Genomic DNA, 19,750 nt, shown 5'->3' on the forward strand with positions numbered 1-19,750 from the left:
CCGAGAACACCCCATGCAGCTCTCTTCGCTCACTGCGGTTTCCCCTGTTGACGGCCGCTACGCCGGCAAAACCCAGGCCCTGCGCCCAATTTTCAGCGAGTACGGTCTGATCCGTGCCCGTGTTCTGGTTGAAGTGCGCTGGCTCCAGCGCCTGGCCGCTCACGCCGGTATCCCGGAAGTGCCAGCCTTCTCCGCCGAAGCCAACGCCGTTCTGAACGAACTGGCCGAGAACTTCTCGCTGGAGCACGCCGAGCGCGTGAAAGAGATCGAGCGCACCACCAACCACGACGTAAAAGCGATCGAATACCTGCTCAAGGAGCAGGCGGCCAAGCTGCCGGAACTGGCCAAGGTCAGCGAGTTCATCCACTTCGCCTGCACCAGCGAGGACATCAACAACCTGTCCCACGCCCTGATGCTGCGCGAAGGCCGTGACGACGTGATGCTGCCGCTGATGCGCCAGACCGCCAACGCCATCCGCGAACTGGCCATCCGCTTTGCCGACGTGCCGATGCTGTCGCGCACCCACGGTCAACCGGCTTCGCCGACCACCCTGGGCAAAGAGCTGGCGAACGTGGTTTATCGTCTCGAGCGTCAGATCGCTCAGGTCGCTGCCGTTCCGCTGCTGGGCAAGATCAACGGCGCTGTCGGCAACTACAACGCTCACCTGTCGGCCTACCCGCAGATCGACTGGGAAGCCAACGCCCGCGCCTTCATCGAAGACGAACTGGGTCTGGGCTTCAACCCGTACACCACGCAGATCGAGCCGCACGACTACATCGCCGAGCTGTTCGACGCCATTGCGCGCTTCAACACCATCCTGATCGACTTCGACCGTGACATCTGGGGCTACATCTCCCTGGGTTACTTCAAGCAGCGCACCATCGCCGGCGAAATCGGTTCGTCGACCATGCCGCACAAGGTCAACCCGATCGACTTCGAAAACTCCGAAGGCAACCTGGGCATCGCCAACGCGCTGTTCCAGCACCTGGCGAGCAAACTGCCGATCTCCCGCTGGCAGCGCGACCTGACCGACTCCACCGTTCTGCGTAACCTCGGTGTCGGCTTCGCCCACAGCGTGATCGCGTACGAAGCGAGCCTCAAAGGCATCAGCAAGCTCGAGCTGAACGCTGACAAGATTGCTGCCGATCTGGACGCTTGCTGGGAAGTCCTGGCCGAGCCGATCCAGACCGTGATGCGCCGCTACAACATCGAAAACCCGTACGAGAAGCTGAAAGAACTGACTCGTGGCAAGGGCATCAGCCCTGAAGCGCTGCAGACTTTCATCGATGGCCTGGACATGCCGGCCGCTGCGAAAGCCGAGCTCAAGCAACTGACCCCGGCCAACTACATCGGCAACGCTGTAGCGCAAGCCAAACGCATCTGATCGACTGCTTGACCCGTTTGAGACGCCCGGCCGCGCCGGGCGTTTTTATTCCCGTCTGAAAAATGCTTTTTTTCAATAGGTTACATATGAATCCCGATATTCCTCTTCAACTTCTGGGTGGTCTCACGGCGCGCGAGTTCATGCGCGACTACTGGCAGAAAAAGCCACTGCTGATCCGTCAGGCGATTCCTGATTTCGAAAGCCCGATCGACGCCGACGAACTCGCCGGCCTGGCCCTGGAAGAAGAAGTCGAATCGCGCCTGGTGATCGAACACGGCGAGCGCCCTTGGGAACTGCGCCGCGGCCCGTTCGCCGAAGACGAATTCAGCAAACTGCCGGAACGCGAGTGGACCCTGCTGGTGCAGGCTGTCGATCAGTTCGTGCCGGAAGTCAGCGAACTGCTGGAAAACTTCCGTTTCCTGCCGAGCTGGCGCGTCGACGACGTGATGATCAGCTTCGCCGCCCCAGGTGGCAGCGTCGGCCCGCACTTCGATAACTACGACGTGTTCCTGCTGCAAGGCCACGGCAAGCGCAACTGGAAAATCGGCCAGATGTGCGACTCCGAAAGCCCATTGCTGCAACATGCGGACCTGCGCATCCTCGCCGAATTCCACGAGACCGAAGAGTGGGTCCTGGAACCGGGCGACATGCTCTACCTGCCGCCGCGCCTGGCTCACTGCGGCGTCGCCGTTGATGACTGCATGACCTACTCGGTTGGTTTCCGCGCACCGAGCGCCGCTGAAGTGCTGACCCACTTCACCGACTTCCTCAGCCAGTTCCTGACTGACGAAGAGCGCTACACCGACGCCGATGCGAAGCCGGTCAGCGATCCACACCAGATCCAGCACGATGCACTCGGCCGCCTGAAAGCGCTGCTCGCCGAGCACATGAGCGACGAACGCCTGCTGCTGACCTGGTTCGGCCAGTACATGACCGAGCCGCGTTATCCGGAGCTGGTGGTCGGCCCGGAAGAAGTCGAAGAAGAAGACTTCCTCAGCGCGCTCGAAGACGGCGCCATCCTGATCCGCAACCCGAGCGCGCGCCTGGCATGGTCGGAAGTCGATGACGATCTGCTGCTGTTCGCCAGCGGCCAGAGCCGTTACCTGCCGGGCAAGTTGCGCGAACTGCTGAAGTTGATCTGCTCGGCTGACGCTCTGCACACCGACAACCTCGGTGACTGGCTGAGCGACGAAGACGGTCGCGGCCTGCTGTGCGAACTGGTCAAGCAAGGGAGCCTGGGGTTCGCCGACGATGAATAAGATTCGCGTACGTGTTGCAGACTGGCAAAAGGACAACGCCGAGATCCGCCGCATTCGCGAAACGGTGTTCATTGCCGAACAATCGGTTCCGCCCGAGCTTGAGTGGGACGCCGATGACGCCACGGCGGTGCATTTCCTGGCTTTCGAAGGCGACTTTCCGATCGGCACCGCCCGCCTGCTGCCCGACGGGCACATCGGCCGGGTTTCGGTGCTCAAGGACTGGCGCGGTCTGAAGGTCGGTGATGCGCTGATGCAAGCGGTCATCGCCGAAGCCGAAGCTCGCGGACTGAAGCAGCAGATGCTTAGCGCGCAGGTGCAGGCCACGGCGTTCTATGAACGCCTGGGTTTCAACCTGGTCAGCGAGGAATTCCTGGAAGCCGGGATTCCGCATGTCGACATGGTTCGTCATTCGGCATAACGCTTGATGTACACCTCAAAACGCCCCGCCATCTCATGATGCCGGGGCGTTTTGCTGTCTACGATTCAACTTGCCCCACCCCGGGCCGACAAACTGGCAATATCAAGCCTTTCGAAAGCGGAGATAACGGACATGTCCCTACGCACCCTGCTCACCACCCTGCTGCTCGGCTGCAGTTTTTCGGTGATGGCAGCCACAGAAATCGTGCCCCTCAAGTACCACACCAGTGCCGACATGCTGCCGGTGGCCCAGGACTTCATCGGCAAGGACGGCCAGGTCAGCGCCTATGGCAACCAACTGATCGTCAAGGCCGAACCGGACAAGATTCAGGCCCTCAAGGCCCTGCTGACCCAACTGGATACCGAGCCCAAACGCCTGCTGATCACCGTCGACACCAACGAAAACAACCAACAGAACACTGGTGACCAGCAAACCAGGATCATCAATTACAGCACGTCCAGCCGAGACGGCGGCATTCAGCAGATTCAGGCCAGCGAAGGCGCGCCCGCCCTGATCCAGGTCGGCCAGAGCGTGCCGATCACCAGCAGCCAGACCAATTCCTACGGCGATTACAGCAGCCAGACCCAGTATCGCAACGTCACTCAGGGCTTCTACGTCACCGCCAGCGTCACCGGCGACACCGTTCACCTGGCAATCAGTACCAACCGTGACCGCATGAGCCAGGAACGTCCCGATGTAGTGAACGTGCAGAGCACCGACACAACCGTCACCGGACGCCTGGGCGAGTGGATCACCCTCGCCGGCGTGAACCGCGAGACTCAGGCCGACAAACAGGGCCTGGCCCGCAGCTACTCGACTCAAGGCCGGGATGACATGACGTTGCGGGTGAAAGTCGACACGTTGGACTAAAGCACCAAAAACTGACTGATTAGTCGTATTAGACGAAAGATGTAGTGCTTGAAAAAAAGCACTACAAAACGTTTGACGAGCCAAAAAAGCGAAGGCATGATGGCCTCGCTCCCGCTAATCAGAGGCCCTGGCAAGGGCCTTCGAAGCGATGCTCGCACCCATCCCCGCGAGCCGTTTCGTGTCTGTACCGCCCACAAGGTGTGTTTGACGAGGTTGCCGACTGGAACGAAGTTGTCCCGAGGGACGGAAGCGTAATTAGGTAACCCGGCTTTACACTGTAGTTCGCATAAAGGCCCACGACGCCCGAATGCGCCCGCCAGTTCGCCTTTACCTGCTCACTTCCCCTCGAGCCCATCGTTCATCCCGTCGCCTGCCCCGCCGAACCCGACCTGACCACCTAAGCTTCTGGTCAGCGAGCGCAAGGAATTTTCCACCGCAGAACAACTTTTCATAAAGACGCGACGAGGTTTATCTCCATGGCACTGACACGCGAACAGCAAATTGCAGCCCTTGAAAAAGACTGGGCTGAAAACCCGCGCTGGAAAGGCGTGACTCGCAATTACTCCGCTGCTGACGTCGTCCGTCTGCGTGGCTCGGTTCAACCAGAGCACACCTTTGCAAAAATGGGCGCCGAAAAACTGTGGAACCTGGTCACCCAGGGTGCCAAGCCGTCCTTCCGCCCAGAGAAAGATTTCGTCAACTGCATGGGCGCCCTGACCGGCGGCCAGGCTGTGCAGCAGGTTAAAGCCGGTATCCAGGCGATCTACCTGTCGGGCTGGCAAGTCGCTGCGGACAACAACTCCGCCGAATCGATGTACCCGGACCAGTCGCTGTACCCGGTGGACTCGGTTCCAACTGTGGTCAAGCGCATCAACAACTCGTTCCGTCGTGCCGACCAGATCCAGTGGAAAGCCGGCAAGAACCCGGGCGACGAAGGCTACATCGACTACTTCGCACCAATCGTGGCTGACGCTGAAGCCGGTTTCGGCGGCGTACTGAACGCCTACGAGCTGATGAAGAGCATGATCGAAGCAGGCGCCGCCGGCGTTCACTTCGAAGACCAACTGGCTTCCGTGAAGAAATGCGGCCACATGGGCGGCAAGGTGCTGGTTCCTACCCAGGAAGCCGTACAGAAGCTGACCGCTGCTCGTCTGGCTGCCGACGTTGCCGGCGTACCGACCATCATCCTGGCCCGTACCGACGCCAACGCTGCCGACCTGCTGACGTCCGACTGCGACCCGTACGACCAACCGTTCGTAACCGGCACCCGCACTCAGGAAGGCTTCTACAAGGTTCGTGCTGGTCTGGACCAGGCAATCGCCCGTGGCCTGGCCTACGCGCCGTACGCCGACCTGATCTGGTGCGAAACCGCCAAGCCGGATCTGGACGAAGCCCGTCGCTTCGCTGAAGCGATCAAGAAGGAATACCCGGACCAGATCCTGTCCTACAACTGCTCGCCTTCCTTCAACTGGAAGAAAAACCTGGACGACGCGACCATCGCCAAGTTCCAGCGCGAACTGTCCGCCATGGGTTACAAGCACCAGTTCATCACCCTGGCCGGCATTCACAACATGTGGCACAGCATGTTCAACCTGGCGCACGACTACGCCCGCAACGACATGACTGCCTACGTGAAGCTGCAAGAGCAGGAATTCGCTGACGCCGCCAAGGGTTACACCTTCGTGGCTCACCAGCAGGAAGTGGGCACTGGCTACTTCGACGACATGACCACCGTGATCCAGGGCGGCACGTCCTCGGTGACCGCGCTGACCGGTTCGACCGAAGAAGAACAGTTCCACTGATCGACTTCGCCTGAGTAAACGGCCTTTGCGGACCGTGTAGAAAGCTAACCGCATTGCCGAAAAACTGACGCCCCGACTGGTTCGGGGCGTTTTTTTTACCTGTGACTTCCTGAACCTCTCAGGGTCGGCACAATCTGTCAGGCAAAACATTGATCCAGAGCGCTATCCAGGTCACAAAAATCGGTTAAAACGTGCGCCGCCGCTACTTGCAGTAACGCGGATATAAGACAACTTCCCAACTGCCCAATCGCTAAACAGTTACAAAACCACTCCAAACGATATTAATTATCATTTAGCGGCAACTATGTTCGTTACATTTCCTACAAAACATAATTCGTGAAATCCCGGCTAATGCCCGCAACGCATGGGCTGCGGGGCCATCGAGGTGCGCTATGTCCTTATTCCAATAAATAATTTCGCTATAGGAATTTTACTTGCAGGGTGTTTAGCCATAAAATCAGCGCGATTGATTGCTGCGACATATCGTCACTGCCTTATTTCTTTATCAAGCTCAGAGACCTTTGCTCTCTGTTAAGGATTACCAGCATGCCCGAAGCGACAGGACTCATGGCCCACAACTGGGGCTTTGCCATTTTCCTTCTGGGTGTAGTCGGCCTGTGTGCCTTCATGCTCGGCGTCTCCAGCCTCCTCGGGTCAAAAGCTTGGGGCCGCAGCAAAAACGAACCGTTCGAGTCCGGCATGCTACCTACCGGTGGCGCCCGCTTGCGGCTCTCAGCCAAATTCTATCTGGTCGCGATGCTGTTCGTGATCTTCGATATCGAAGCCCTCTTTCTCTTTGCATGGTCTGTGTCCGTCCGCGAAAGCGGCTGGACCGGATTCGTCGAAGCTCTCGTTTTCATAGCAATTCTGTTGGCAGGTCTTGTCTACCTGTTCCGAGTGGGCGCCCTTGACTGGGCTCCGGAAGCTCGTCGCAAGCGGCAGGCGAAGCTGAAACAATGAGGCTTTGGCAATGCAATACAATCTCACCAGAATCGACCCCGATGCTCCTAACGAGCAGTATCCGATTGGCGAACGGGAAACCGTTTCCGATCCGTTAGAAGATCAAGTCCACAAAAACATTTTCATGGGCAAGCTGGAAGACGTGCTGAGTGGCGCGGTCAACTGGGGACGTAAGAACTCCCTGTGGCCGTACAACTTCGGTCTTTCGTGCTGCTACGTGGAAATGACCACGGCCTTCACGGCGCCCCACGACATCGCGCGCTTCGGCGCCGAAGTAATCCGGGCATCACCGCGCCAGGCCGACTTCATGGTTATCGCCGGTACGTGCTTCATCAAGATGGCGCCGATCATTCAGCGTCTGTACGAGCAGATGCTCGAGCCCAAATGGGTGATCTCGATGGGTTCGTGCGCCAACTCCGGTGGCATGTACGACATCTACTCCGTGGTTCAAGGGGTGGACAAGTTCCTGCCCGTTGACGTCTACGTACCTGGCTGCCCGCCCCGTCCGGAAGCATTTCTGCAAGGCTTGATGCTGTTGCAGGAATCCATTGGACAGGAGCGTCGCCCACTTTCCTGGGTCGTTGGCGATCAAGGCGTTTATCGCGCCGACATGCCTTCGCAGAAGGAACAGCGCCGCGAACAGCGAATCGCAGTCACCAACCTGCGCAGCCCTGACGAAGTCTGATCCAGATCTGTTTCAAAGAAACGAGAAGCTGGCTTCATTCTTTACGTTGACCGAAAGCGAAAAAATAACCATGACTACAGGCAGTGCTCTGTACATCCCGCCTTATAAGGCAGACGACCAGGATGTGGTCGTCGAACTGAACAATCGTTTTGGCCCCGAGGCGTTCACCGCCCAGCCGACCCGCACCGGCATGCCGGTGCTGTGGGTGGCGCGTGCCAAGCTCGTCGAAGTCCTGACCTTCCTGCGCAACCTGCCCAAGCCGTACGTCATGCTCTATGACCTGCACGGCGTGGACGAGCGTCTGCGCACCAAGCGTCAAGGCCTGCCGAGCGACGCTGAGTTCACCGTGTTCTATCACCTCATGTCGCTGGAACGTAATAGTGACGTGATGATCAAGGTCGCCTTGTCCGAGAGCGACCTCAGCTTGCCGACCGTCACCAGCATCTGGCCGAACGCCAACTGGTACGAGCGTGAAGTCTGGGACATGTTCGGTATCGACTTCAAAGGTCACCCTCACCTGTCGCGCATCATGATGCCGCCGACCTGGGAAGGTCACCCGCTGCGCAAGGACTTCCCGGCGCGCGCCACGGAATTCGATCCGTACAGCCTGAACCTGGCCAAGCAACAGCTTGAGGAAGAAGCTGCGCGTTTCCGTCCTGAAGACTGGGGCATGAAACGTTCCGGCCCGAACGAGGACTACATGTTCCTCAACCTGGGTCCGAACCACCCTTCGGCTCACGGTGCCTTCCGCATCATCCTGCAACTGGACGGCGAAGAGATCGTCGACTGCGTTCCGGACATCGGTTACCACCACCGTGGCGCCGAGAAGATGGCCGAGCGTCAGTCCTGGCACAGCTTCATTCCGTACACCGATCGTATCGACTACCTCGGCGGCGTGATGAACAACCTGCCGTACGTGCTCTCGGTCGAGAAGCTGGCCGGCATCAAGGTGCCCGAGAAGGTCGACGTCATCCGCATCATGATGGCCGAGTTCTTCCGGATCACCAGCCACCTGCTGTTCCTGGGTACCTACATCCAGGACGTCGGCGCCATGACCCCGGTGTTCTTCACCTTCACCGACCGTCAGAAGGCGTACACGGTGATCGAAGCCATCACCGGTTTCCGTCTGCACCCGGCTTGGTACCGCATCGGCGGCGTTGCCCACGACCTGCCGCGCGGCTGGGAAAAACTGGTGAAAGACTTCGTTGAATGGCTGCCAAAGCGCCTCGACGAATACACCAAGGCCGCCCTGCAGAACAGCATCCTCAAGGGTCGTACCATCGGCGTTGCCCAGTACAACACCAAAGAGGCCCTGGAATGGGGCGTCACCGGTGCCGGCCTGCGTTCCACCGGTTGCGACTTCGACCTGCGTAAGGCGCGTCCATACTCCGGCTACGAGAACTTCGAGTTCGAAGTGCCGCTGGCCGCCAACGGCGATGCCTACGACCGCTGCATGGTTCGCGTCGAAGAGATGCGCCAGAGCGTCAAGATCATCGACCAGTGCCTGCGCAACATGCCGGAAGGCCCGTACAAGGCGGATCACCCGCTGACCACGCCGCCGCCGAAAGAGCGCACGCTGCAACACATCGAAACCTTGATCACGCACTTCCTGCAGGTTTCGTGGGGCCCGGTCATGCCGGCCAACGAATCCTTCCAGATGATCGAAGCGACCAAGGGCATCAACAGTTATTACCTGACGAGCGACGGCGGCACCATGAGCTACCGTACCCGGATCCGCACTCCAAGCTTCCCGCATCTGCAACAGATCCCTTCGGTGATCAAAGGCAGCATGGTCGCGGACATGATTGCGTACCTGGGTAGTATCGATTTCGTTATGGCCGACGTGGACCGCTAAGCATGAACAGCACGCTTATCCAGACAGACCGTTTCACCTTGAGTGAAACCGAGCGCTCGGCCATCGAGCACGAGCTGCATCACTACGAAGACCCGCGCGCGGCGTCGATCGAAGCCCTGAAGATCGTTCAGAAAGAACGCGGCTGGGTGCCGGACGGCGCTCTGTACGCCATCGGCGAGATCCTCGGCATCCCGGCCAGCGACGTTGAAGGCGTGGCCACGTTCTACAGCCAGATCTTCCGTCAGCCGGTCGGCCGTCACATCATTCGCGTCTGCGACAGCATGGTCTGCTACATCGGCGGCCACGAGTCGGTTGTCAGCGAAATCCAGAACAACCTGGGTATCGGCCTGGGCCAGACCACCGCCGACGGTCGCTTCACCCTGCTGCCGGTCTGCTGCCTCGGCAACTGCGACAAGGCACCGGCGCTGATGATCGATGACGACACCTTTGGCGATGTCCAGCCTGCCGGCGTCGCCAAACTGCTCGAGGGCTACGTATGACCCTGACCTCTTTCGGTCCTGCCAACCGCATCCAGCGTTCGGCCGAGACTCACCCGCTGACCTGGCGCCTGCGTGACGACGGCGAAGCCGTGTGGCTCGACGAGTACCAGGCCAAGAACGGTTACGCCGCAGCGCGCAAAGCCTTTGCCGACATGGATCAGGACGCCATCGTCCAGACCGTGAAAGACGCCGGCCTCAAAGGTCGCGGCGGTGCAGGCTTCCCCACTGGCGTGAAGTGGGGCCTGATGCCAAAGGACGAATCCATCAACATCCGCTACCTGCTGTGCAACGCGGATGAAATGGAGCCGAACACCTGGAAAGACCGCATGCTGATGGAGCAACTGCCCCATCTGCTGATCGAAGGCATGCTGATCAGTGCTCGCGCGCTGAAAACCTACCGTGGCTACATCTTCCTGCGTGGCGAGTACACCACCGCCGCCAAGCACCTGAACCGTGCCGTGGAAGAAGCCAAGGCAGCGGGCCTGCTGGGCAAGAACATCCTGGGCAGCGGCTTCGATTTCGAGCTGTTCGTCCACACCGGTGCCGGGCGTTACATCTGCGGTGAAGAAACCGCACTGATCAACTCCCTCGAAGGCCGCCGCGCCAACCCGCGCTCCAAGCCGCCCTTCCCTGCCGCCGTTGGCGTCTGGGGCAAGCCGACCTGCGTGAACAACGTTGAAACCCTGTGCAACGTGCCGGCGATCATTGCCGACGGCGTGGACTGGTACAAATCGTTGGCCCGCGACGGCAGTGAAGACATGGGCACCAAGCTCATGGGCTTCTCTGGCAAGGTCAAGAACCCTGGCCTGTGGGAACTGCCATTCGGCGTGACCGGTCGCGAGCTGTTCGAAGACTACGCCGGCGGCATGCGCGACGGTTACAAGCTCAAGGCCTGGCAGCCAGGCGGCGCCGGTACCGGTTTCCTGTTGCCGGAACACCTCGACGCACAAATGTACGCCGGCGGCATCGCCAAGGTGGGCACCCGTATGGGTACCGGCCTGGCCATGGCGGTGGACGACAGCGTCAACATGGTGTCCCTGCTGCGCAACATGGAGCAGTTCTTCGCTCGCGAATCCTGTGGTTTCTGCACCCCTTGCCGTGATGGCCTGCCATGGAGCGTCAAGCTGCTGATGGCCATCGAACAAGGCCGCGGCCAGCCAGGCGACATCGAGACCCTGCTGGGTCTGGTCAACTTCCTCGGCCCGGGCAAGACCTTCTGTGCTCACGCACCGGGTGCCGTGGAACCGTTGGGCAGTGCCATCAAATACTTCCGTCCAGAGTTCGAAGCCGGTATCGCGCCCGCAAGCGCCGCCGTCCCGCCTCTGGCAAAGCCGATCGTAGTCGGCGCGTAAACGCTTAAAAAGGCGAAGGGTCCGTGCCCTTCGCCTTTCGTCCGATGACGCCTTTCGGGGCTGACTGGATTCGGACGGATAACAAGATTCCATTAGCCACGCCCGCTGACACCGGGCCAACGAAGACCTTTGAACCATGGCCACTATCCACGTAGACGGCAAAGCGCTCGAAGTCGACGGGGCAGACAACCTGTTACAGGCATGTCTGTCGCTGGGCCTCGACATCCCTTATTTCTGCTGGCACCCCGCGCTTGGTAGCGTCGGGGCCTGCCGCCAGTGCGCGGTCAAGCAGTACACCGACGAGAACGACACCCGTGGTCGCATCGTCATGTCCTGCATGACGCCTGCCACCGACAACACCTGGATCTCCATCGACGATGAAGAATCCAAGGCGTTCCGCGCCAGTGTTGTTGAATGGCTGATGACCAACCACCCGCACGACTGCCCTGTGTGCGAGGAAGGCGGTCACTGCCACCTGCAAGACATGACCGTGATGACCGGCCACAACGAGCGCCGTTATCGCTTCACCAAACGCACCCACCAGAACCAGCAACTGGGCCCGTTCATTTCCCACGAAATGAACCGCTGCATCGCCTGCTACCGTTGCGTGCGTTTCTACAAGGACTACGCCGGCGGCACCGACCTCGGTGTATTCGGCGCCCACGACAACGTGTACTTCGGTCGCGTTGAAGACGGCACGCTGGAAAGCGAGTTCTCCGGCAACCTCACCGAGGTCTGCCCGACCGGTGTGTTCACCGACAAGACTCACTCCGAGCGCTACAACCGCAAGTGGGACATGCAGTTCTCGCCGAGCATCTGCCATGGCTGCTCCAGCGGTTGCAACATTTCCCCGGGCGAGCGTTACGGCGAACTGCGTCGCATCGAAAACCGTTACAACGGTTCGGTGAACCAGTACTTCCTGTGCGACCGTGGCCGTTTCGGTTATGGCTACGTCAACCGCACCGACCGTCCACGTCAGCCGCTGCTGGCCGACGGCACCAAGCTTGGACTGGATGCTGCGCTGGACAAAGCCGCCGACCTGCTGCGCGGTCGCAACATCGTCGGTATCGGTTCGCCGCGTGCCAGCCTCGAAAGCAACTACGCGTTGCGTGAGCTGGTGGGCGCCGAGCACTTCTACTCCGGTATCGAAGCCTCCGAACTGGAACGCATCCGTCTGGTCCTGCAAGTGCTGAAAGACAGCCCGCTGCCAGTGCCGAACATGCGCGACATCGAAGACCACGACGCCGTGTTCGTCCTCGGTGAAGACCTGACCCAGACCGCTGCCCGTATGGCCCTGGCTCTGCGTCAGTCGGTAAAAGGCAAGGCCGAAGACATGGCCGAAGCCATGCGCGTCCAGCCTTGGCTCGACGCCGCCGTGAAGAACATCGGTCAGCACGAGCTGAACCCGCTGTTCATCGCCAGCCTGGCTGAAACCAAGCTCGACGACATCGCCGAAGAGTGTGTACACGCCGCTCCGGACGATCTGGCCCGCATCGGTTTCGCCGTGGCTCACGCCCTGGACGCCAGCGCACCTGCCGTCGAAGGTCTGGACGCCGAAGCCCTGGAACTGGCCAAACGCATCGCCGATGCTCTGCTCGCCGCCAAGCGTCCGCTGATCATCGCCGGTACTTCGCTGGGCTCCAAAGCCTTGATCGAAGCTGCTGCGAACATCGCCAAGGCCCTGAAGCTGCGCGAGAAGAACGGTTCGATCAGCCTGATCGTGCCGGAAGCCAACAGCCTCGGTCTGGCCATGCTCGGTGGCGAATCGGTTGATGCTGCGCTGCAAGCGGTCATCGACGGCAAGGCCGACGCCATCGTCGTGCTGGAAAACGATCTGTACACCCGCACCGCCAAAGCCAAGGTCGATGCTGCACTGAACGCTGCGAAAGTAGTGATCGTTGCCGACCATCAGAAGACGGCCACCAGCGACCGCGCGCACCTGGTTCTGCCAGCCGCCAGCTTCGCTGAAGGCGACGGTACGTTGGTCAGCCAGGAAGGCCGCGCCCAGCGCTTCTTCCAGGTTTTCGACCCGCAATACATGGACTCGAGCATTCTGGTCCACGAAGGCTGGCGCTGGCTGCACGCCCTGCGCGCCACCCTGCTGAACCAGCCGATCGACTGGACGCAACTCGACCACGTGACCGCTGCCGTTGCTTCGAGCACCACGCAGCTGGCGCGTATCGTCGACGCCGCACCGTCCGCCTCGTTCCGCATCAAGGGTCTGAAACTGGCGCGTGAGCCGCTGCGTTATTCCGGTCGCACCGCGATGCGCGCCGACATCAGCGTTCACGAACCACGCACCCCGCAAGACAAGGACACCGCGTTCGCCTTCTCGATGGAAGGTTACTCGGGCTCCGTCGAACCGCGTCAGCAGGTTCCTTTTGCATGGTCGCCGGGCTGGAACTCGCCGCAAGCCTGGAACAAGTTCCAGGACGAAGTCGGTGGTCACCTGCGCGCTGGCGATCCGGGCACCCGCCTGATCGAAAGCACCGGTGATTCGCTGAACTGGTTCGCCAGCGTTCCGCGCGCGTTCAACCCGGCCCAGGGCACCTGGCAAGCCGTGCCGTTCTACCACCTGTTCGGCAGCGACGAGAACTCGTCGAAAGCCGCTCCGGTCCAGGAACGCATCCCGGCTGCCTACGTTGGCCTGGCCAAATCCGAAGCGGATCGCCTGGGCGTCAACGACGGTGCACTGCTGAGCCTCAATGTTGCCGGCCAGACCCTGCGTCTGCCGCTGCGCATCAATGAAGAGCTGGGCGCCGGCCTGGTTGCACTGCCGGCCGGTCTGGCAGGCATTCCGCCGGCGATTTTCGGCCAAACCGTTGATGGTCTGCAGGAGGCAGCGCAATGACCTGGTTCACCCCTGAAGTGATCGATGTGATCCTGACGGTCATCAAAGCCATCGTCATCCTGCTGGCCGTGGTGGTCGCGGGTGCGTTGCTCAGCTTTGTCGAACGTCGCCTGCTGGGCTGGTGGCAGGACCGTTACGGTCCGAACCGCGTTGGCCCGTTCGGCATGTTCCAGATCGCTGCCGACATGCTGAAGATGTTCTTCAAGGAAGACTGGACCCCACCGTTTGCCGACAAGGTGATCTTCACCCTGGCGCCGGTGGTGGCCATGTCCGCCCTGTTGATCGCTTTCGCGATCATCCCGATCACCCCGACCTGGGGCGTGGCGGACCTGAACATCGGCCTGCTGTTCTTCTTCGCCATGGCCGGTCTCTCGGTCTACGCGGTGCTGTTCGCCGGCTGGTCGAGTAACAACAAGTTCGCCCTCCTCGGCAGCTTGCGGGCCTCGGCGCAGACCGTGTCCTACGAAGTGTTCATGGGCCTGGCCCTGATGGGCATCGTGGTGCAGGTCGGCTCGTTCAACATGCGCGACATCGTCGAGTACCAGGCGCAGAACCTGTGGTTCATCATTCCGCAGTTCTTCGGCTTCTGTACCTTCTTCATCGCTGGCGTGGCCGTGACTCACCGTCACCCGTTCGACCAGCCGGAAGCGGAACAGGAACTGGCCGACGGTTACCACATTGAATACGCCGGTATGAAATGGGGCATGTTCTTCGTCGGTGAATACATCGGCATCATCCTGATCTCGGCGCTGTTGGTCACCCTGTTCTTCGGTGGCTGGCACGGTCCGTTCGGCATCCTGCCGCAACTGTCCTTCGTCTGGTTCGCACTGAAGACCGCGTTCTTCATCATGCTGTTCATCCTGCTGCGCGCTTCGATCCCGCGTCCGCGTTATGACCAGGTGATGGACTTCAGCTGGAAATTCTGCCTGCCACTGACCCTGATCAATTTGCTGGTGACCGCTGCAATCGTGTTGTGGAACACGCCTGCAGTTGCGGTTCAGTGAGGATTTGACCCATGTTCAAATATATTGGCGACATCATTAAGGGTACCGGTACCCAGTTGCGCAGCCTGGTCATGATCTTCGGTCATGGCTTTCGCAAGCGCGACACCCTGCAATACCCGGAAGAACCGGTCTACCTGCCGCCACGCTACCGTGGCCGCATCGTCCTGACCCGCGACCCCGATGGCGAAGAACGCTGCGTAGCCTGCAACCTGTGCGCCGTGGCTTGCCCGGTGGGTTGCATCTCGCTGCAGAAAGCTGAAACCGAAGACGGTCGCTGGTACCCGGACTTCTTCCGTATCAACTTCTCGCGCTGCATTTTCTGCGGTCTCTGCGAGGAAGCCTGCCCGACCACCGCGATCCAGCTGACCCCGGATTTCGAGATGGCCGAGTTCAAACGTCAGGACCTGGTGTACGAGAAAGAAGATCTTCTGATCTCCGGCCCCGGCAAAAACCCTGATTACAACTTCTATCGTGTTGCAGGTATGGCCGTTGCCGGTAAGCCGAAAGGCGCCGCACAAAACGAAGCCGAGCCGATCAACGTGAAGAGCTTGCTGCCTTAAGGAAGAACGATGGAATTCGCTTTCTATTTCGCATCGGGTATCGCTGTTGTGTCCACATTGCGTGTGGTCACCAACACCAATCCTGTGCACGCCCTGCTCTACCTGATCATTTCGCTGATCGCCGTGGCCATGACCTTCTTCGCACTCGGCGCCCCGTTCGCCGGCGTGCTGGAAGTGATCGCCTACGCTGGCGCCATCATGGTGCTGTTCGTATTCGTGGTGATGATGCTGAACCTGGGCCCCGCCTCGGTTCAGCAGGAACGCACCTGGCTCAAGCCCGGTATCTGGGCAGGTCCGGTGATTCTCGGCGCCCTGCTGCTGGCCGAACTGCTGTATGTGCTGTTCGCTCATCAGAGCGGTCAGGCCATCGGCCACACCACCGTGGACGCAAAAGCCGTGGGCATCAGCCTGTTCGGTCCGTACCTGCTGGTGGTCGAACTCGCCTCGATGCTGCTGCTCGCTGCAGCCGTCACGGCGTTCCATTTGGGCCGTAACGAGGCGAAGGAGTAAGACATGCCTGCTATCCCTCTCGAACATGGATTGGCCGTTGCCGGCATCCTGTTCTGCCTTGGTCTGGTCGGCCTGATGGTCCGCCGCAACATTTTGTTCGTGTTGATGAGTCTGGAAGTGATGATGAACGCCTCTGCACTGGCCTTCATCGTTGCGGGTGCCCGCTGGGCGCAACCGGATGGACAGATCATGTTCATCCTGGTGATCAGCCTTGCAGCCGCCGAAGCCAGTATTGGCCTGGCGATCCTGCTGCAACTGTATCGCCGCTTCCACACGCTCGATATCGACGCTGCCAGTGAGATGCGCGGATGAACCTACTCTTTCTGACTTTCGTATTCCCTCTGATCGGGTTCCTGTTGCTGTCGTTTTCCCGCGGCCGCCTCTCGGAAAACCTGTCGGCGCTGATCGGTGTCGGCTCCATCGGCCTGTCTGCCATCGTCGCGGCCTACGTGATCTGGCAATTCAACGTCGCTCCACCGGAAGGTGGCGTGTACGTTCATGTGCTGTGGAAGTGGATGTCCGTCGAGGGCTTCCAGCCTAACTTCGCCCTGTACCTGGATGGTCTGTCCGTGACCATGCTCGGTGTGGTAGTCGGTGTGGGCTTCCTGATCCACCTGTTCGCCTCCTGGTACATGCGCGGTGAAGCCGGTTACTCGCGTTTCTTCGCCTACACCAACCTGTTTATCGCCAGCATGCTGTTCCTGGTCCTGGGCGATAACCTGCTGTTCATCTACTTCGGTTGGGAAGGCGTGGGCCTGTGCTCGTACCTGTTGATCGGTTTCTACTACAGCAACCGCAACAACGGTAACGCTGCACTGAAAGCCTTCATCGTCACCCGTATCGGCGACGTGTTCATGGCGATCGGCCTGTTCATCCTGTTCCAGCAACTGGGCACGCTGAACGTCCAGGAACTGCTGGTGAAGGCGCCTGAGCACTTCAAGGTCGGCGATTTCTGGATCGTGCTGGCGACCTTGATGCTGCTGGGTGGTGCGGTCGGTAAATCGGCTCAACTGCCACTGCAGACCTGGCTTGCGGACGCGATGGCCGGCCCTACCCCGGTTTCGGCACTGATCCACGCCGCAACCATGGTTACTGCTGGTGTCTACCTGATCGCCCGTACCCACGGTCTGTTCGCCCTGGCGCCGGACATCCTGCACCTGGTCGGCATCGTCGGTGGTGTGACCCTGGTGCTGGCCGGTTTCGCAGCACTGGTGCAAACCGACATCAAACGTATCCTCGCCTACTCGACCATGAGCCAGATCGGCTACATGTTCCTGGCGCTGGGCGTTGGCGCCTGGGAAGGCGCGATCTTCCACCTGATGACCCACGCCTTCTTCAAGGCCCTGCTGTTCCTTGCTTCCGGTGCGGTGATCGTTGCCTGCCACCACGAGCAGAACATCTTCAAGATGGGCGGCCTGTGGAAGAAACTGCCGCTGGCCTACGCCAGCTTCATCGTCGGTGGTGCCGCTCTGGCCGCCCTGCCGCTGGTGACCGCAGGTTTCTACTCCAAGGACGAAATCCTCTGGGAAGCGTTCGCCAGCGGCAACCACGGTCTGCTGTACGCAGGTCTGGTCGGCGCGTTCATGACTTCGCTGTACACCTTCCGCCTGATCTTCATCGCGTTCCACGGTGAAGCCAAGACCGAAGCTCACGCCGGTCACGGCATCGCTCACTGGCTGCCACTGTCGGTGCTGATCGTGCTGTCGACCTTCGTCGGTGCCATGATCGTTCCACCGCTGCACGGTGTACTGCCTGAGAGCGTTGGCCATGCCGGTGGCGAAGCCAAGCACAGTCTGGAAATCGCGTCGGGCGCCATCGCCCTGGCCGGTATCCTGCTGGCGGCCCTGCTGTTCCTCGGCAAGCGTCGCTTCGTGACCGCGATCGCCAACAGCGGCATCGGCCGTTTCCTTTCGGCCTGGTGGTTCGCTGCCTGGGGCTTCGACTGGATCTACGACAAACTGTTCGTGAAGCCGTACCTTGCGATCAGCCACATGCTGCGCAAAGACCCGCTCGACCAGACCATCGGTCTGATCCCGCGCATGGCCAAGGGTGGTCACACTGCCCTGAGCCGTACCGAAACCGGTCAACTGCGTTGGTACGCTGCTTCGATGGCTGCTGGTGCCGTGTTGGTAATCGGCGCTGTCGTGCTGGTAGCGGTCTGATATGAACCTTGCGAATTTGCGAAAGGAAACGAGCCCGTCATGATTCTGCCTTGGCTAATCCTGATCCCCTTCATCGGCGGCCTGCTGTGCTGGATGGGTGAGCGCTTCGGCGCTACCCTCCCCCGCTGGATTGCGCTGTTGACCATGACCCTGGAACTCGCCCTCGGCCTCTGGCTGTGGGCCCACGGTGACTATTCATTTGCTCCGGCGCCTGGCGCCGATCCGACCTGGGCGCTTGAGTTCAAGCACGTCTGGATCCAACGCTTCGGCATCAACGTGCACCTGGCCCTCGACGGCCTGTCGCTGCTGATGATCCTGCTGACCGGTCTGCTGGGTATCCTGTCGGTACTCTGCTCGTGGAAAGAGATCCAGCGTCACGTTGGCTTCTTCCACCTGAACCTGATGTGGATCCTGGGCGGCGTTGTCGGCGTGTTCCTCGCCCTCGACCTGTTCATGTTCTTCTTCTTCTGGGAAATGATGCTGGTGCCGATGTACTTCCTCATCGCGCTCTGGGGTCACAGTTCTTCGGACGGCAAGAAAACCCGGATCTACGCCGCGACCAAGTTCTTCATCTTCACTCAGGCTTCCGGCCTGATCATGCTGGTGGCGATCCTGGGTCTGGTACTGGTCAACTACAACAGCACCGGCGTGATCACCTTCAACTACGCCGATCTGTTGAAGACCAAGATGTCGATGACCACCGAGTACATCCTGATGCTCGGCTTCTTCATCGCCTTCGCGGTCAAACTGCCAGTGGTTCCGTTCCACTCCTGGCTGCCTGACGCTCACGCCCAGGCACCGACCGCCGGTTCCGTCGACCTCGCTGGTATCTTGCTGAAAACCGCGGCCTACGGTCTGCTGCGTTTCGCCCTGCCGCTGTTCCCGAACGCCTCGGCCGAGTTCGCACCGTTCGCCATGGCCCTGGGCCTGGTCGGGATCTTCTACGGTGCGTTCCTGGCGTTCGCCCAAACCGATATCAAGCGTCTGATCGCCTTCTCGTCCGTTTCCCACATGGGCTTCGTACTGATCGGCATCTACTCCGGCAGCCAACTGGCGCTGCAAGGCGCCGTGATCCAGATGCTGGCGCACGGTCTGTCGGCCGCGGCACTGTTTATCCTCAGCGGTCAGCTGTACGAGCGTCTGCACACTCGTGACATGCGTGAGATGGGCGGTCTGTGGTCGCGTATCGCTTACCTGCCGGCGATCAGCCTGTTCTTCGCAGCCGCCTCCCTGGGTCTGCCGGGCACCGGTAACTTCGTCGGCGAGTTCCTGATCCTGATCGGTACCTTCGCCAGTGCTCCATGGATCACCGCGATTGCCACATCCGGTCTGGTGTTCGGTTCGGTCTACTCGCTGATCATGATCCACCGTGCCTACTTCGGTCCGTCCAAATCGGATTCGATCCTGCACGGCATGGACGGTCGCGAACTGATCATGGTGCTGGGCCTTGCGGCACTGCTGATTTACCTCGGCGTCTACCCGCAACCGTTCCTCGACACCTCTGCCGCCACGATGCATGGCGTGCAGCAGTGGCTCGGCACCGCCTTCACTCAACTCGCTTCGGCCCGGTAAGAGCGC

17 protein-coding genes are annotated in these 19,750 nt (G+C 60.3%); all 17 read left to right on the forward strand.

Annotation, left to right across the window (positions count from 1 at the left end; genetic code table 11):
* The first annotated feature begins 13 nt into the window (after nt 1–13).
* The 17 genes from purB to nuoM all read left to right on the forward strand — a co-directional run bounded on the left by purB (nt 14) and on the right by nuoM (nt 19,744).
* On the forward strand, nt 14–1,384 hold the full coding sequence (purB, locus tag AC3WRD_RS24345) for an adenylosuccinate lyase (protein WP_039767413.1): 1,371 nt from the start codon (nt 14–16) through the stop codon (nt 1,382–1,384).
* 86 nt (nt 1,385–1,470) lie between these two features.
* Entirely contained in the window at nt 1,471–2,643 is a 1,173-nt protein-coding gene (locus AC3WRD_RS24350) for a ribosomal protein uL16 3-hydroxylase (RefSeq protein ID WP_096822258.1), read from the forward strand.
* Nucleotides 2,636–3,061: a GNAT family N-acetyltransferase gene (locus tag AC3WRD_RS24355; RefSeq protein WP_085712389.1), complete on the forward strand. Its 426-nt coding sequence runs from the start codon at nt 2,636–2,638 to the stop codon at nt 3,059–3,061. The genes AC3WRD_RS24350 and AC3WRD_RS24355 overlap by 8 nt, the downstream gene beginning before the upstream one ends.
* Before the next feature lie 132 nt (nt 3,062–3,193).
* A complete protein-coding gene (locus AC3WRD_RS24360; protein ID WP_096822260.1) occupies nt 3,194–3,931 on the forward strand; it encodes a secretin N-terminal domain-containing protein in 738 nt (245 codons plus the stop codon).
* A gap of 476 nt (nt 3,932–4,407) precedes the next feature.
* On the forward strand, nt 4,408–5,733 hold the full coding sequence (gene aceA / locus AC3WRD_RS24365) for an isocitrate lyase (protein WP_011334956.1): 1,326 nt from the start codon (nt 4,408–4,410) through the stop codon (nt 5,731–5,733).
* A 546-nt stretch (nt 5,734–6,279) separates the two neighbouring features.
* On the forward strand, nt 6,280–6,693 hold the full coding sequence (locus AC3WRD_RS24370) for an NADH-quinone oxidoreductase subunit A (RefSeq protein ID WP_003223812.1): 414 nt from the start codon (nt 6,280–6,282) through the stop codon (nt 6,691–6,693).
* Nucleotides 6,694–6,703: 10 nt separating this feature from the next.
* Nucleotides 6,704–7,378, forward strand: a complete 675-nt coding sequence (locus AC3WRD_RS24375; RefSeq protein ID WP_003223809.1) for a NuoB/complex I 20 kDa subunit family protein — start codon at nt 6,704–6,706, stop codon at nt 7,376–7,378.
* Between the two features lie 70 nt (nt 7,379–7,448).
* Nucleotides 7,449–9,233 (forward strand): NADH-quinone oxidoreductase subunit C/D, encoded by a 1,785-nt coding sequence (nuoC, locus tag AC3WRD_RS24380; protein WP_096822261.1) that lies wholly within the window; start codon nt 7,449–7,451, stop codon nt 9,231–9,233.
* 2 nt (nt 9,234–9,235) lie between these two features.
* Nucleotides 9,236–9,733 carry an NADH-quinone oxidoreductase subunit NuoE gene (gene nuoE, locus AC3WRD_RS24385; RefSeq protein WP_003223804.1) on the forward strand — a complete coding sequence of 166 codons (498 nt, stop codon included), beginning with the start codon at nt 9,236–9,238 and terminating at the stop codon, nt 9,731–9,733.
* Entirely contained in the window at nt 9,730–11,085 is a 1,356-nt protein-coding gene (gene nuoF / locus AC3WRD_RS24390; RefSeq protein ID WP_064380702.1) for an NADH-quinone oxidoreductase subunit NuoF, read from the forward strand. The genes nuoE and nuoF overlap by 4 nt, the downstream gene beginning before the upstream one ends.
* A gap of 136 nt (nt 11,086–11,221) precedes the next feature.
* On the forward strand, nt 11,222–13,936 hold the full coding sequence (gene nuoG / locus AC3WRD_RS24395; protein WP_102622476.1) for an NADH-quinone oxidoreductase subunit NuoG: 2,715 nt from the start codon (nt 11,222–11,224) through the stop codon (nt 13,934–13,936).
* The gene (gene nuoH / locus AC3WRD_RS24400; protein ID WP_007951460.1) at nt 13,933–14,940 is read left to right on the forward strand and encodes an NADH-quinone oxidoreductase subunit NuoH; all 1,008 of its coding nucleotides are present in this window, start codon (nt 13,933–13,935) and stop codon (nt 14,938–14,940) included. Before nuoG ends, nuoH begins: the two co-directional genes overlap by 4 nt.
* 11 nt (nt 14,941–14,951) lie before the next feature.
* Nucleotides 14,952–15,500, forward strand: a complete 549-nt coding sequence (gene nuoI / locus AC3WRD_RS24405; RefSeq protein ID WP_085712394.1) for an NADH-quinone oxidoreductase subunit NuoI — start codon at nt 14,952–14,954, stop codon at nt 15,498–15,500.
* A gap of 9 nt (nt 15,501–15,509) precedes the next feature.
* Nucleotides 15,510–16,010, forward strand: a complete 501-nt coding sequence (nuoJ, locus tag AC3WRD_RS24410) for an NADH-quinone oxidoreductase subunit J (RefSeq protein ID WP_096822263.1) — start codon at nt 15,510–15,512, stop codon at nt 16,008–16,010.
* 3 nt (nt 16,011–16,013) lie between these two features.
* The gene (gene nuoK / locus AC3WRD_RS24415; protein ID WP_003180046.1) at nt 16,014–16,322 is read left to right on the forward strand and encodes an NADH-quinone oxidoreductase subunit NuoK; all 309 of its coding nucleotides are present in this window, start codon (nt 16,014–16,016) and stop codon (nt 16,320–16,322) included.
* Entirely contained in the window at nt 16,319–18,172 is a 1,854-nt protein-coding gene (gene nuoL, locus AC3WRD_RS24420; RefSeq protein ID WP_102622477.1) for an NADH-quinone oxidoreductase subunit L, read from the forward strand. The genes nuoK and nuoL overlap by 4 nt, the downstream gene beginning before the upstream one ends.
* Nucleotides 18,173–18,211: 39 nt before the next feature.
* Entirely contained in the window at nt 18,212–19,744 is a 1,533-nt protein-coding gene (gene nuoM, locus AC3WRD_RS24425) for an NADH-quinone oxidoreductase subunit M (RefSeq protein ID WP_096822265.1), read from the forward strand.
* Nucleotides 19,745–19,750 lie beyond the last annotated feature (6 nt).

It is taken from the genome of Pseudomonas sp. FW215-R2, from assembly GCF_058789255.1.

Coding starts and splice junctions, on each gene's coding strand:
- purB (WP_039767413.1), top strand. CDS start 14: ATGCAGCTCTCTTCGCTCACTGCGGTTTCCCCTGTTGACGGCCGCTAC.
- AC3WRD_RS24350 (WP_096822258.1), top strand. CDS start 1,471: ATGAATCCCGATATTCCTCTTCAACTTCTGGGTGGTCTCACGGCGCGC.
- AC3WRD_RS24355 (WP_085712389.1), top strand. CDS start 2,636: ATGAATAAGATTCGCGTACGTGTTGCAGACTGGCAAAAGGACAACGCC.
- AC3WRD_RS24360 (WP_096822260.1), top strand. CDS start 3,194: ATGTCCCTACGCACCCTGCTCACCACCCTGCTGCTCGGCTGCAGTTTT.
- aceA (WP_011334956.1), top strand. CDS start 4,408: ATGGCACTGACACGCGAACAGCAAATTGCAGCCCTTGAAAAAGACTGG.
- AC3WRD_RS24370 (WP_003223812.1), top strand. CDS start 6,280: ATGCCCGAAGCGACAGGACTCATGGCCCACAACTGGGGCTTTGCCATT.
- AC3WRD_RS24375 (WP_003223809.1), top strand. CDS start 6,704: ATGCAATACAATCTCACCAGAATCGACCCCGATGCTCCTAACGAGCAG.
- nuoC (WP_096822261.1), top strand. CDS start 7,449: ATGACTACAGGCAGTGCTCTGTACATCCCGCCTTATAAGGCAGACGAC.
- nuoE (WP_003223804.1), top strand. CDS start 9,236: ATGAACAGCACGCTTATCCAGACAGACCGTTTCACCTTGAGTGAAACC.
- nuoF (WP_064380702.1), top strand. CDS start 9,730: ATGACCCTGACCTCTTTCGGTCCTGCCAACCGCATCCAGCGTTCGGCC.
- nuoG (WP_102622476.1), top strand. CDS start 11,222: ATGGCCACTATCCACGTAGACGGCAAAGCGCTCGAAGTCGACGGGGCA.
- nuoH (WP_007951460.1), top strand. CDS start 13,933: ATGACCTGGTTCACCCCTGAAGTGATCGATGTGATCCTGACGGTCATC.
- nuoI (WP_085712394.1), top strand. CDS start 14,952: ATGTTCAAATATATTGGCGACATCATTAAGGGTACCGGTACCCAGTTG.
- nuoJ (WP_096822263.1), top strand. CDS start 15,510: ATGGAATTCGCTTTCTATTTCGCATCGGGTATCGCTGTTGTGTCCACA.
- nuoK (WP_003180046.1), top strand. CDS start 16,014: ATGCCTGCTATCCCTCTCGAACATGGATTGGCCGTTGCCGGCATCCTG.
- nuoL (WP_102622477.1), top strand. CDS start 16,319: ATGAACCTACTCTTTCTGACTTTCGTATTCCCTCTGATCGGGTTCCTG.
- nuoM (WP_096822265.1), top strand. CDS start 18,212: ATGATTCTGCCTTGGCTAATCCTGATCCCCTTCATCGGCGGCCTGCTG.